Raw genomic sequence first — 12,560 nt, forward strand, 5'->3', positions numbered from 1 at the left:
ACGACCGACGGCATCCACGACCTCCACCGCAGCGACGACACGACACGCCACCACTCCCACGGGAACGCCCGCCCTATGCCCGACCAGCGAAAACGCAGTCCTCAAGCCCGGAAAGACAACAGCTACTAAAACAGTGGCGTCTTCGTGGGCAAGCCCCAGAGCTTGTGCGCTCGTGACCGATGAGAGGGCGCAAGCGTCCTGCGAGCAACCGCGCGGTCCGGCCAGGGACTGAGAGTCCGGTGTTTATACCTTGCTCGCGACCACCATGTAGTTCTCGGCCTCAAGAACGAACGTGCTCAGTTCCGTTTGGAGTCCGACCCGGTGCAACTCGACTTCGAGTTCCTCGTACCGGTAGGGCCAGCAGGACAGCAGTTCCGAGCGGACAAGAACCAACCCGGTCGCATCAACTTGCGCGATCGCAATCTCGATGTGGTGCTCCTCCTCCCAATGCGGCGCAATCTCCCAGCGGTAGACCACGACGGCATCGCGACCGTTCCGGCGGACGAGTCGGTCACTGATCTCCAGCCGGGAACCTCTGGCCCTCACGAGTTCCCAAGTGCGGGATGTGAGTACCAAGCGCCCGCCGGGACGCAGAAGCCGTGACATCGACTCCAGAGCAGCACCCCTGCCTGTCGCGCCCGCAGCATGGTGAAGCGAGTTGCCAACGCAGAACACCATGTCGAACGTGTTGTCCTGGAAATGGTCGGGCAACTCTTCCCAGTTCGCCCGTACGGCCCGGACGGATGCCCCGAACTCCTCAGACAACTCTGCAGTCCGACGAACCATCGCCTCGCTGGCGTCAGTTGCGACAACCTGCATGCCACGACCGGCGAGGCCAACCGCCAACTGTCCGGTTCCGCACGAACAGTCGAGGACGTGAGCGTTCGACGGCAGGAGATTGAGGACGTCGTCGAACGACGCAGCGAACTCGGCTGGAGGCAACTTTGCATCCGAGATGAGCCATTCGTACACCTCGGCAAGCACGCCATAGCCTGTCACAACCACTACCTCCGTCACGCGGCAGCCTCACGGTAGGACGTCAGTCCATCAGCGGAGCAAGCCGGGCACCAATGGTTTTCGCCAGGATGGCTCTGACGGTGCTTGTGGGTTGTCAGTTGTCCGTCTGAGTGGATGTCACTGGCTGGTTACTGACCTTTTCGGATTGGCTTCGGGTGGTCTGAAGCGAGGGTCAGTCCGGTTTCGGTGAGGCAGCCGTCGATGAGTTCGGGATGGTGCTGGATGTGGGCGAGTCCTCGGCGGAGGGTTCGGGTGAGGTGGTCGGGATCGGTGAATGCGGTGTTGGCCATCGGCCCGCGCCGTAACCACGACCAGATGCCCTCCACGGGATTCAAGTCCGGGCTGTAGGAGGGAAGTTGGAAGATGGTGAGCCATTCGTGGTCGGCCGCGTACTTCCTCATTCCGGCGGCACGATGGGTGTTCAAGTTGTCCCAGACGACAACGATCGGGGCGCCGAGTTGCAGGTGCGCGCGGACCAGGAGGTCACGGTAGTCCTGCCATGCGAAACTCTTGCGTGCGCCTCTGAGCAGCAGGTGGAAGCGGGGCCGGTAGATCATCCGGGACCTTTCCCCGGTCCGGTAGCAGCACATCGCGGCGATCGAGATCCGTCGCCGGGACCGTCCCCGCACTCTCACTACGGGAGTCTGCCCGCGTCGGCCCCACGTGCGGGCTCGTGGCGGCGTCATCGCGAAGCCGGCCTCGTCCTCGAAGACGATCCAGGCATCGAGCGCCGCCGCGGTCCTTCCACCTGCGGCCACACGTCCTTCTTCCAGAGCTCGACCGCGTGTTCGTCGCGTTCCAGTGCGCGACGGGCGGGGCTCTGCCAGGACCAGCCGTGGCGGTGCAGGAGCCGCCACACTCCCGCGATCGAGCAACTGACCCTGAACTGGCGGCCGATCAGCGTTCTGACGCGTTCCAGGGTCCACCGCTGATCTTCCCAGCCGTGCGCGGCCGGCCCTTTGGCCAGCTCCTTCTCCAGCAGGGCGAACCGTTCGTCCGACAGCTTCGGCAGTTTCGCGGGTCCCTTCGACCTCAGACCCTCCATGCCGCCCTCACGCCAGGCCCGGCGCCACTGCTCCACCGAACGCTCGCTCACCCGAGGGTCCTTGGCGATGTCCGAAGTCCTGTCACCTCGTGCGAACCTCTGCCCGGCCTCCAGCCGGATCCCTTCACGCACGGCCCGCCGCTCAGCAGTCAGGCCCCCACCATCCGCGTACCGCATAACACCGGCATACCGCAGGGATCACCCAACGTCACCACCCGAAGCCAACCCGAAAAGGTCAGCAACCGACGCGGACCTGACCGACGCGCGTCTCACCCGCGCGGACCTCACCCGCGCGAACTTGAGCTTTGCGCGGCTGACCGGCGCGGACCTGGGCGGTGCACGGATCATGGACGCGGGGGGCATGCGTCTTCCGCCAGGAGCAATCTGGGACCTGGAAACTCGGTGGCCTGCCGAGTTGGCGTTGGTTGTCGTAGAGCAGTCCGACGAGGTGGGCCCCGGCGTGTATCGGGTGCGTAGCGGACCGGCGCCGGACAGGGCAGGCGCGGTTGGGGTCTGAGGAACGTGGGCACGGCATCTGCGGTGCCCTGGAGCTTCAAACGAACGCCTTCCCAGGCGCCAGCCCCTGGTAGGCACTGTCGACCCGTACCGGCCTCAGCAGCTGGCCCGGCTGGTCCATGAACTTCTCCAGCAGCGGGGGGCCTTGGCGTCGTGCACATCGGCCGTAGTCGCAGCGGTCTCCAAAGGCAGGCCCTCGTATCGGCCAGGGCCGCAGAGCACGACGCCGACGTCGCCCAGCCGGCCCTGGCATGGGTGATCGGCCAGGACGTCGTACCCATCCCCGGCACCAAGCGTCGCCGCGATCTGGAGCAGAATGCGGCTGCGGCGGCGATCGAACTGACGCCGGAGGAGATCGCCGCGATCGACGCGGCCTTCCCGCACGGCGTAGCCGCCGGCGAGCGCAAACACCCCCGAAGTACTCGGTTCGAGCGCGACCGTATCTGACCGGCGCCCACAGCGCAGTGCTCCACGACGGGCCCGGTCAGGCAGATCCCAGGATTTGAGACGGAGCGCGACTCACGTGGCGGCCCAAGACCTCAAGGCGTGGACACCCGGTCAGAACGGTTCAACGGCTCAACGTAGAAACTCGTCTGCCGTCGGGATGCCGGCGCCCTCCGGGCCGAGAAGGCACCCGTAGGCGCCGACATCCCGTTCAGGTCAGCTCGTCACCTGAAAGGTGGCGTCGCTGCGGCCCAAGGCGGTGGTGACGGGGTCGAGCTTCAGGAGGAAGGCGGAGTGGCGGATGTACCGGTCGGGGTGGTTGTACGACTGGAACGACGACCATGTGGCGTCGGCGAGCCCGGCGACCTGCCGGAACGTGGCATCCTCGGCGAACGCGGCAGTGCCGTCGTAGTACGCGAGCTGGAAATCGTACGCGGAGTGCCGCAGGAAGTGGCCGGGGTAGTTCACCGACTCGAAGGAGACGGTGCCGGAGCCTGCCAGGCCGGTCCTCAGGCGGAACTGGGCATCCTCGGCAGGGCTGACGCTCGGGTCGATACGCACGTCGAAGCTTGCATGCCGCACATAGCGGCTCTGGTAGTTGTACGACCGGAGCCGGTTGATCACGGTGATGTCGGGCCAGCGGGCGAGCAGACGGGTCTCCTCGGCTTCCGTGAGGGTGAGGATCGAGCCGTGGCGCTTCGTGGTCCCGTCCATGCTGTAGCTTCCCGACGCCGGGAGCTGGTAGGTGCCCACGGCGGACGGGTCGGTGGTCGTGACCGGCATGTACCCGTTGCTTGAGGCGTACTGGTCGAGGTACAAGGCCCACTCGTCACGGTCGCGGAACTTCATCCACATCGGGCCTTCGACCTGGGAGCCCGTCAGGCCGATGCCGGAGAGGTTGCCGAGGCTGGTCCACGTGCCGAGGATCGAGTTGCTGCCTTCGAACGTGATCTGGCCGTCGCCGGAGGCCCGCACGTAACGGTAGTCACCGACGCCTGACGGCATCTCGACGATCTGGGTGTCGATGATCTCCTGGGTACCGGGGCGTTCGATGTAGACCTGCGCAGTGGTGATGCTGCGGAAGTCCGTGGTGCGGGCGTAGTGGATGCGGTGCTTCGTCACTCCGTTGAGGGGCGTGTTCGTCGCCCAGTACAGGACGTAGTCGTTTGTCTCCGGGTTCCAGATCGCTTCCGGCGCCCAGGCGTTGCGTCCGTCGGGGATCTCACCGGCGACGTCGAGCAGCCACGGCGCCGACCAGTTGACCAGGTCCGTCGATTCCCACACCACGAGGCTGCGGCTGCCGTCGGAGATGGCGTCACCCCATGTCTGGCCGCAGCCGATGCACAGATCGGTCGCGATGATCCAGTACTTGTCGCCGTCCGGGGAGCGGACCAGTGAGGGGTCGCGCACCCCCTTCGTTCCGACCGTGGAGCGCAAAGTCATCCCGCCACCATTGAGGTCGGTCCAGTTCAGGCCGTCGGCACTGTGCGAGAAATAGATCTGCTGGCCGGTGGCTCCCTCCCCGATGAAGTGCGTCATCAAATAGCCCGGATCGGCGGCGGCCGCCCGCTGCGGTGTCACCAGGGTCTGGGATGTGAGGAGAAGGCCGACGGCGACCACTATCGCCGCCAGCCGGGAGAGAAGCACGGACATGTACGTTTGCCGCCTTTCTGCGGATACCTCAGTCGGGACGAACGGGGGAAGGACTCGGCCACCGCGGCGAGGAGCCACGGGGCGGCGCGGACTCTCGCGCCCTGCCGGCCGACGCGCCGACTCAGTGTCGGCGGACCGATGACCGGCGGACGGCCGGTGCGTGGTTCTCACGTACGTGTCCACTGGAAGCCGGCGGTCGCGGCGCAGGTCCGCTGTTCAAGAAGGGCCAGGTTTACGGCCGAGGCGCCGACGACATTGACGCACTTGCCGCTGTGGCGGGCCCTGAGCTGGTGGTATCCGTCGCCTGTGTCGGCCCACTGGAACTGCTGGTTGCCGGCGGAGCGGCAGGGGTACTGGATGATGCCTGCGCCGTCGGCGGTGGACGCGCCGCTCACGTCGAGGCACTTGCCGCTGTTGAGGCTCTCGATCTGGAAGTAGCCGTCGCCCACGTCGACGAAGCGCCACTGCTGCCAGGCGTTGCCGTACCAGGTGTACTGGCCGATCTTCACTCCGTCGTCGGTGTTGGGCGCCTGGACGTCCATGACCTTGCCGCTGTTGCGGTTGGTCAACCGGTAGTAGGTCACCAGGGGTTCGCCGGAAGGAACGGTCAGCGCGGTGCCTGCGGCCATCGGGACGCCGAGGTTCGGCGATCCGTCCTCGTTCCAGGTGATCTTCTGGATCCGGGTGGTGCGGGTGGTGCCGCAGCTCTGGGAGGACGAGGAGTTGGCGTGGTAGACGATCCAGTCCTCGGTACCGTCGGGGGACTTGAAGAAGCCGTTGTGACCCGGGCCGTACACGCTGTTCGCGTCGTTGCGCTCGAAGACCGGCTCCGCGCTCTTCACCCAGGAACCCGCGTCCAGGGGGTCACCACCGGAGAAGGTGAGCAGGCCCAGCTTGTAGTCCGGACCCTGGCACGCACTCGCGGAATAGGTGAGGAACGTCTTCCCGTCGTGCTGCAACGCGACCGGAGCCTCGTTCATCGGGGTGCCCTGCGTCTCCCAGGAGTAGGTCGGGGCGGAGATCCGGGTACGGGACCCGGTCACGGTCCAGGGGTCACTCAACTCGGCGATGTAGATGCTCGGGTCGGATCCGGCCCATTGTGTCGTTGACACCCCCGACCAGGTGAAGAACAGCCGGCCGTCGATGGTGACGACGCTGCCGTCGATGCCCCACCAGTCGTTGGCACCGAAGATCATGCCCTTGTACGTGTACGGGCCGAGCGGGTCGGTACCGGAGCTCTCCAGCACGTGCACGCGCTGGGCCTCGATGTCACCTGTGCCGGCGGAGTAGTAGACGTACCAGCGCTTGCCGTCGGGGCCGTCGAGCAGGTGCATCTCCGGCGCCCAGATGTAGGCGTCACGGCCGGTGGCGTGGGAGCTGAACACCGGCACCGGCGAGGCCGCCTTCAGCGCCTCGACGGTGGGCGCCTTGCGCATCGTCAGGGGCCCACCGTACGGCGTCGTCATCTCGTAGTAGTTGCCGTCGTAGTACGTCATGTACGGGTCGGCGCCGGAACTGTTGAGCGGATTGGTGAACGCCGCCGTGGCCGCCCGCGCACTGGGCGCGACCACCACGGTCCCGACCGTCACACCACCGACGACGAAGGCGAACACCGCCACCGTGGCACACAGCCGGCGGACGAAGGCAGACCTCATACTTGTTATAGGCATGACAGGCTGCGGCTCCTCACTGTGGAGGGTCGGTCGTCACGATGCAACTTACCTGTGGGGTCGCGACGCCCGACGGGAAGGAATGTGGCAAATGCGGGGCGCGCGACTCTCGTCGCGAGATATCTACTCGAAAATGCATGCGGGAAATAACGGATATCTTCGTTCGGGATTTAGAACGCAGTTCGGCGATTCGGCCAGACGCTAAAGGGGACACCGGGGCGTGTCAAGAGGGCGGGACGAGAACGGTCGAGACCCGGCGGAGCCGACGGCCGCCATGCGGTCCGCCGATGTCACCGGACCTTCGGCCGCCGAACTTCCGGTACGCCTCCTGAACACTTCCCCTCGAACAGCCCGAGGGGCCCCAATGCCCCGAAACCCTGAAGGAAAGTCCGCGTCACCGCAGACCGGTCAGCCCCTCGGGTGGTGATTGATCTGCGTTCGGAAGGTAAAGACTCAGGGTGCTCGACGCGCCCGCGAAGGTGGAAATGTGTGATTTTTGGCCGAGACCTTCGATAAAATCTGAGCAATCCCCGCATCGCTTCATCAAGAAATTTGCATAGCCGCACAAATCATTCAAAGGGACTTTAAAAGATACCCACAGGGAAGGGTGCTTGACCATGCCGGAAGCGAAAATCAGGTGCTTAGAGTAGGCGGCCTTTTCGGAGCGGTTGTCCCGGTACGGGCGCTCGGGTCCGTGAGCGGTTCAGCGCGGCGGGCCGAGGATGACGCCGCCGTAGAGTTCGGATGCTTCCGCCAGGAGGGACTTGGGGATCTCGAAACCGTCGGGGCGCGGGGTGGTGAGGTCTCGTCCGGCGTGGCGGAACATGCCCTCGATGCCGCCGGGCGTGGCGATCATCAGAAGGTCGGCGCGGTCGGAGGTGATGCGGTAGCCGTGCGGGACGTTGCGGGGCAGGTAGACGATCCCGCCTTCGCTCAGTTCGTGTTCCTCCTCCCCGGACCACACCAGGGCCGTGCCCTTGATCAGCATGAACACCTCGTCCTCTCGGGTGTGCAGGTGGAAGGGCGGGGCTTCGCCCTTGGCGACGTCGAAGCGGCCCACGGTCAGCTTGCCCTCGGTGGCTTCCTTGTCGAGCAGCACGGAGAACGTTCCCCCGTCGAGCCATTCGAGCTTCTGCTGCTGTTCGGGCTGCGCCAGATAGGCCATGGCCATCGGAGACCTCCAAGGAAACTCCGGCCTTCGGGCCGGGCGGAATCGGACTCCTGCGGAGTAGGGCGAGGGGCGAGGGCAGGGTTCGCCCCCCCAGAGCGAATCCCGGTGCTCTGACTCGCAGGCCTGAACGTGACTGGTAGTGCTGTGAGTTTGTGAGTGCGACCGCACACCGTGTGAAGCGGGCGTTCACCTTCGGCGACGGAGGGACACAGGGGGGACATGGGTGGAGCGGGGGACGGTGTGGGCCGCACACGACGTATCCGCATATCGCGTGGATACGGACTGACTAGAGATGGAGATGGAGATGACCGGCTGGTTGCAGACGGCCGTGCGGGGCCGGCCCTCGTGGGAGGAGGTCAGCCGACGGTGAGGACGAGTTTTCCGCGGCTGTGGCCGGCGTCGCTGGCCTGCTGTGCCTTGGCCGCGTCGGTAAGCGGGTAGGTCGCGCCGACCGTGATCGCCAGTGTGCCGTCGGCGGCCTGCCGGGCCAGTTCGGCGAGCCGGGCGGCCGAGCGCCGCGCCGGGCCCTCGGCGAAGACGACACCGAGTTCGCGGGCGCGGAAGTCGGCGGTGGTGACGATTCGGTCGGTGCCGCCGCGCAGGGTGATGGAGTCCTCCAGCGCGCCCTTGCCCGCGGCGTCGAGCACCGCGTCCACGCCGCCTGGGGCGAGCGCACGCACCCGCTCGACCAGACCCTCTCCGTAGACCAGCGCGGTGGCGCCGAGCGAGGTCAGGTACTCCTGGTTGGCCGGACCGGCGGTGCCGATGACGCGGGCGCCGCGCGCGACGGCGAGCTGGACGGCGACGGTGCCGAGCGCGCCGGACGCGCCGTGGATCAGCAGGGTCTCGCCGGCCTTGACGGCGAGCAGGTCCAGGACCCGGTCAGCGCCGTCGCCCGCCACCGGCAGGGCGGCCGCGTGCGTCCAGTCCAGGCCGGCCGGCTTGAGGGCGAGAACGGCCGCACTGGCGAGCGCGTACTGGGCGTAGGCGCCGGTGTCGGACCAGCCCAGCACCTCGTCGCCCACCTGCAGCTGGTCGACGCCCTCGCCGACGGCGTCGACGATCCCTGCGATCTCGCCACCGGGGACGGCGGGAAGGGTGGTGGGAAAAATGGCTTCCATGATCCCGGAACGGATCTTTCCGTCCACCGGGTTGACGCCGACCGCCTGTACACGCACGCGGACCTGGCCGGGACCGCACTCGGGGACCTCGGTTTCCGCCTCGTGCAGGACCTCGATGCCGCCGAACGTGTCGAAAACGATGGCCTTCATAACTGTGTCTCCTTCAATGAGTTGATCCGGCGAACCAGATCAGGTGGCCAGACACCTGAAACGTGCCGCCAATCACGTGGCTGGCCGAATAATTGTTTGACGGGCTCGTTCGCGGGCTGGTGCCGCTGCTTCGGGCCGTCACCCGGCCCGGAGCTGCACCTGCTCGCTGTTGTCCTTCGTTTCGATGACGTGGACGCACCGGTCGAGGGCGGCCACCATGTAGCGGCGCCAGAGCGGGGCGAAGGGACCGGCGAGGATCCAGCGGCGGCCGGGCAGCGGCTTGAACTCGTAGGTCCAGCGGATGAGGGTGCCGCCACCGTCGGGGTTGACGTTGAACTCGCCCCGTATGCCGGCCGCGAGGCGGGAGAGGATGTTGGTGAAGCCGGTCAGCTGGTAGGCGAAGCTGGAGCCCGGTACGTACTCGGTGAGTTCTTCGTCGGCCTGGGAGCCGTCGTCGAACTGCGGGTTTCTTCGCGCCCCGGCGTGGTCCCAGGCCTCGGTCTGGTTCTTCACGCCGCTGATGCCTGGGAACGGGGCCACTGGGCGGAAGACGGTGGGGAGGTCGATGGGCACCAGGACGCGGAAGGCGTCCTGAGGTGCCGTGTGGGTCCGCTGCTGGACGGTAATGGTGACGGTCTTGTCGGCTGGGCTGATGAGGAGTGTGGTCATGGTTCAGCTCTCCGTGGTGGTGGGGAGGGTGGGGTAGTCGTTGTAGCCACGGTGGTCGCCGCCGTAGAAGGTGGCGGGGTCGGGCTCGTTGAGCGGGGCGCCCGTGCGGAGGCTGTGGGGCAGGTCGGGGTTGGCCAGTGCCGTGGACCACTGTCGGTGTATGTGCTGCAGGAATTCCTCGTCGGGCCCTGGATGTGGACGAGGTAGCCGTTGCCGCCGTGGATTTCATCGCCGTCGAACCGCCGCATGGCGGAACTCGTCGTCCACAGCCGCGATCTCGTCGGCGGTGAGGGCCCGGGGACGGGCCTCTCCTGGGGGCCGGTCGCGGTGAACATGACACCCTTGGGCTGTACGGTCGAGGGGGCGACGGGCGTGTGGTGGTGCGGGGTGTTGTCCGGGTGGGCGACACGGCCGGCATGCATCAGCTGGACCATGATGCGCCCGCCCTCGGCGTGGACGGCGTCGGTGACCTTGCGCCAGCCGGCGATGTGCGCGTCAGTGTGGATGCCCGGCGTCAGCAGGTAACCCTGACCGTCTTCGGACGGCTGGGTGCCCTCGGTGATGATCACGGCCATGGAGGCCCGCTGCCGGTAGTACTCGACATTGAGCTCGCTGGGCAGGCCGCCCGCCAGGGAGCGGTCGCGGCTCATGGGTGCCATGACGAGCCGGTGCGCCAGCTTCATGCCACCGATGGTGACGGGGGTCCAGACAGTCATGGGTGAGCGCTTGCTGCTGCATGGGGACGGAGGCCGAGGGGGGAAGGGCTAGAGGGAGGCGAGGGCGCGTACGCGGTCGGCTACGGCCCGGCGGGCGACGTCGATGCCGAGGGCGATGGAGTCGAACTCGTGCGGGACACCGGGGTGGAGATGGAACTCCACGGGTACGCCGGCCCGGCTGAGTTTGAGGGCGTAGGCGAGGTCCTCGTCGCGGAAGGCGTCGAGCTGGCCGACCTCGATGTAGGCGGGAGGCAGACCGGTCGCGTCCTTGAGGCGGGCGGGGGCTGCCGTGGCGGGTACGTCGGGTCCGCCCGAGGCGTCGCCGAGCAGGGCCGGCCACGCGGTGCGGCTGTCGCCGTAGGACCACAGCAGGTAGGGCTCGATGTGCAGGTCGGGCGTGGTGTTGCGGTCGTCGAGCATCGGCATGAGCAGGATCTGCCGGGCGATCGCCGGGCCGCCACGTTCCCGGGCGAGGATCGACAGCGCCGCGGCCAGTCCGCCTCCGGCGCTGTCGCCCATCACACCGATTCGCGCGGGGTCGACACCCAGCTCGCTGGCGTGCTCGTGCAGCCAGCGCAGGGCGGTGTACCCGTCCTCGACCGGTGTGGGGAAGGGGTGTTCGGGGGCCCGGCGGTACTCGACCGACAGTATCGGCACCCCGCTCGCGGAGACGTAGCGGGCAACAGGGCCGTCGAACAGGTCGATGTGGCCGAAGATGTATCCGCCGCCGTGGAAGAACAACGCGGCCGGGCCCCTGGGGGCGCCCGTCTTGGCGTACCAGCGCGTGGTGATCTTCGTGCCGTCGTCCGCGGTCGCGTAGTACTCGGTGGTCGTGACGTCGGCCGGGACCGGCTGGGCCGCCGAGGCGGCACCGATGATCGGTTCCCACATGGCGCGGCGCGCGGCGACATCGCCGACCGGCGGAGGGGTGGCGCCCGCCATGGCCTCGGCCATGGGGGCGAACACCTGGGCGAACTCGGGGTCGAAACTGAGTGACATGACTATCCTGCCTTCTTAGCTGGTTGGGTCTGATCTGGTCATTCGTGGAATCAGCGGGCCCAGAAGTTCCGGGTTCGGCAGGCGAGGGTTTGCCGTTGGGTGGCTCAGCAGCCCTGACCCTCTGGAATCCCGCACCGGCTCGGCCGCCAATCGGGAGACGCGACACGCTCCACGCAATGTGCTTCAGTTTTGAAGCGTTCGGTAAGGGCACTCCGGTTTTGAAGCGGCATCACAGGGTGAGAGGGCGGCGGCTGCCGCTAGGGACCGACAGCGAACAGCATCTGCAGCTTGCCCCGGCTGGGGGAGCCGGGCGTGGCGGTGAAGACCAGCAGCGTCTGGCACTGCTCGGGATCCACCAGCATCTCGGAGTAGAGCTCCAGTTCCCCCAGCTCGGGGTGCAGGTAGCGCTTGAGGTCGTGGTGATGGGTCACCCCCACCTCGTGCAACCGCCAGATCTCCGCGAACTCGGGACTGGCATCGAGCAGGGCCGCGACGATCTCACCAGCCCTACCCGTGGGATCGGCCGTGTAGGCCTCCCGGATCTCCGCGGCGAACACCCTGCCCCGCAGCGAATGATCCTCCACCGGATACAGACCGCGGACCTGCGGGTCATGAGTGAACCAACGGTAGACCAGGTACCGGGACAGACCCGAGTAGCAGGTGAAGTCACCGAGCAGCGCAACCGCCGGAGGTGTCTGCAAAAGCGCCTCACCGAAGCGCGACATCAACATCGCCGGCACGTTCAGGAGGCCGCCGACGATCCGCATCATGGTGGGACCGACATGATCATCTCGTATGATCCGCCGGGGCGCCGCGATCCCGCCGAGGGTGAAGAGGTGGTCACGCTCGCTCAGGCTGAGCCGCAACGCCCGGGCCAGCGCGACGAGCATCCGCTCCGACGGGGCCGGACCACGCTGCTGCTCGATCCGGCTGTAGTAGTCGGCCGACATACCGGCCAACGCCGCCACCTCCTCACGCCGCAACCCACCGGTACGACGCCGCTGCCCACGAGGAAGCCCGACATCCTCCGGCTGCAACACCTCACGACGCGCGCGAAGAAAATCCGCCAGCAACACCCGGTCCATCGTCCGACCTCCCCTGTTCGACACACCCATCCTGGCGCGGACGGGAGAGCGGATGAAGGGCCACTTCATCAGGGGACGAGTTGTCCGTGGCTGGGCCGGCAGTGGTGCACAGGGACAGCCGGACGGCCCTCATCCGCCCCCGGGCGGCATGCCTCATGCCGAACTCGGCGCAGTCTGCTAGGCCGTGTTTTGGAACTGAGTCCCTGACCATGCTTCATGCCGTGATGATCTAGGTGTGGGGCGTGGGGATCTTTCGGATGAGCAGTGGTCGGTGCTGGAGCCGTTGTTGCCGGTCGTGGGGCTG

At 67.0% G+C, this 12,560-nt stretch carries 11 protein-coding genes and 1 pseudogene; 1 reads left to right on the plus strand and 11 read right to left on the minus strand.

Going from position 1 to position 12,560, the window contains the following annotated elements; translation table 11 throughout:
• Positions 1–243 precede the first annotated feature (243 nt).
• The 3 genes from G3I56_RS42225 to G3I56_RS42235 all read right to left on the minus strand — a co-directional run bounded on the left by G3I56_RS42225 (position 244) and on the right by G3I56_RS42235 (position 2,239).
• Positions 244–999, minus strand: coding sequence for a class I SAM-dependent methyltransferase (locus tag G3I56_RS42225; protein WP_164418802.1), 756 nt, complete (start codon positions 997–999; stop codon positions 244–246).
• Between the two features lie 146 nt (positions 1,000–1,145).
• The gene (locus G3I56_RS42230; RefSeq protein WP_239135459.1) at positions 1,146–1,703 is read right to left on the minus strand and encodes a transposase; all 558 of its coding nucleotides are present in this window, start codon (positions 1,701–1,703) and stop codon (positions 1,146–1,148) included.
• Positions 1,700–2,239, minus strand: a complete 540-nt coding sequence (locus tag G3I56_RS42235; protein WP_164418783.1) for a winged helix-turn-helix domain-containing protein — start codon at positions 2,237–2,239, stop codon at positions 1,700–1,702. The genes G3I56_RS42230 and G3I56_RS42235 overlap by 4 nt, the downstream gene beginning before the upstream one ends.
• Before the next feature lie 549 nt (positions 2,240–2,788).
• On the opposite strand from G3I56_RS42235, the pseudogene G3I56_RS42245 reads away from it, so the two are divergent.
• A pseudogene (locus G3I56_RS42245) lies at positions 2,789–3,025 on the plus strand (aldo/keto reductase); the annotation flags it as partial.
• A gap of 213 nt (positions 3,026–3,238) precedes the next feature.
• On the opposite strand, the gene G3I56_RS42250 reads toward G3I56_RS42245, so the two are convergent.
• From G3I56_RS42250 to G3I56_RS42285, 8 genes are all read right to left on the minus strand, one after another.
• The gene (locus G3I56_RS42250) at positions 3,239–4,675 is read right to left on the minus strand and encodes a glycoside hydrolase family 43 protein (RefSeq protein WP_164418789.1); all 1,437 of its coding nucleotides are present in this window, start codon (positions 4,673–4,675) and stop codon (positions 3,239–3,241) included.
• Positions 4,676–4,842: 167 nt separating this feature from the next.
• Positions 4,843–6,345 carry a family 43 glycosylhydrolase gene (locus tag G3I56_RS42255; RefSeq protein ID WP_164418791.1) on the minus strand — a complete coding sequence of 501 codons (1,503 nt, stop codon included), beginning with the start codon at positions 6,343–6,345 and terminating at the stop codon, positions 4,843–4,845.
• Between the two features lie 703 nt (positions 6,346–7,048).
• Positions 7,049–7,516: a cupin domain-containing protein gene (locus G3I56_RS42260; RefSeq protein ID WP_164418793.1), complete on the minus strand. Its 468-nt coding sequence runs from the start codon at positions 7,514–7,516 to the stop codon at positions 7,049–7,051.
• Between the two features lie 356 nt (positions 7,517–7,872).
• A complete protein-coding gene (locus tag G3I56_RS42265) occupies positions 7,873–8,787 on the minus strand; it encodes an NADP-dependent oxidoreductase (RefSeq protein ID WP_164418794.1) in 915 nt (304 codons plus the stop codon).
• A 138-nt stretch (positions 8,788–8,925) separates the two neighbouring features.
• A complete protein-coding gene (locus G3I56_RS42270; RefSeq protein ID WP_164418796.1) occupies positions 8,926–9,456 on the minus strand; it encodes an SRPBCC family protein in 531 nt (176 codons plus the stop codon).
• The gene (locus G3I56_RS42275) at positions 9,453–10,172 is read right to left on the minus strand and encodes a hypothetical protein (RefSeq protein ID WP_343240227.1); all 720 of its coding nucleotides are present in this window, start codon (positions 10,170–10,172) and stop codon (positions 9,453–9,455) included. The genes G3I56_RS42270 and G3I56_RS42275 overlap by 4 nt, the downstream gene beginning before the upstream one ends.
• 48 nt (positions 10,173–10,220) lie before the next feature.
• A complete protein-coding gene (locus G3I56_RS42280; RefSeq protein WP_164418798.1) occupies positions 10,221–11,171 on the minus strand; it encodes an alpha/beta hydrolase in 951 nt (316 codons plus the stop codon).
• Positions 11,172–11,428: 257 nt separating this feature from the next.
• Complete coding sequence (locus G3I56_RS42285) at positions 11,429–12,256, minus strand: helix-turn-helix transcriptional regulator (protein ID WP_164418800.1); 828 nt, start codon at positions 12,254–12,256, stop codon at positions 11,429–11,431.
• Positions 12,257–12,560 lie beyond the last annotated feature (304 nt).

This window comes from Streptomyces sp. SID12488, assembly GCF_010548275.1.
Classification (GTDB): domain Bacteria; phylum Actinomycetota; class Actinomycetes; order Streptomycetales; family Streptomycetaceae; genus Streptomyces.

Excerpts from the sequence above, each read along its gene's own strand:
- G3I56_RS42280 (WP_164418798.1), bottom strand. The coding sequence starts at position 11,171 with ATGTCACTCAGTTTCGACCCCGAGTTCGCCCAGGTGTTCGCCCCCATG.
- G3I56_RS42265 (WP_164418794.1), bottom strand. The coding sequence starts at position 8,787 with ATGAAGGCCATCGTTTTCGACACGTTCGGCGGCATCGAGGTCCTGCAC.
- G3I56_RS42250 (WP_164418789.1), bottom strand. The coding sequence starts at position 4,675 with ATGTCCGTGCTTCTCTCCCGGCTGGCGGCGATAGTGGTCGCCGTCGGC.
- G3I56_RS42260 (WP_164418793.1), bottom strand. The coding sequence starts at position 7,516 with ATGGCCATGGCCTATCTGGCGCAGCCCGAACAGCAGCAGAAGCTCGAA.
- G3I56_RS42285 (WP_164418800.1), bottom strand. The coding sequence starts at position 12,256 with ATGGACCGGGTGTTGCTGGCGGATTTTCTTCGCGCGCGTCGTGAGGTG.
- G3I56_RS42230 (WP_239135459.1), bottom strand. The coding sequence starts at position 1,703 with ATGACGCCGCCACGAGCCCGCACGTGGGGCCGACGCGGGCAGACTCCC.
- G3I56_RS42270 (WP_164418796.1), bottom strand. The coding sequence starts at position 9,456 with ATGACCACACTCCTCATCAGCCCAGCCGACAAGACCGTCACCATTACC.
- G3I56_RS42275 (WP_343240227.1), bottom strand. The coding sequence starts at position 10,172 with ATGACTGTCTGGACCCCCGTCACCATCGGTGGCATGAAGCTGGCGCAC.
- G3I56_RS42255 (WP_164418791.1), bottom strand. The coding sequence starts at position 6,345 with ATGCCTATAACAAGTATGAGGTCTGCCTTCGTCCGCCGGCTGTGTGCC.
- G3I56_RS42235 (WP_164418783.1), bottom strand. The coding sequence starts at position 2,239 with ATGCGGTACGCGGATGGTGGGGGCCTGACTGCTGAGCGGCGGGCCGTG.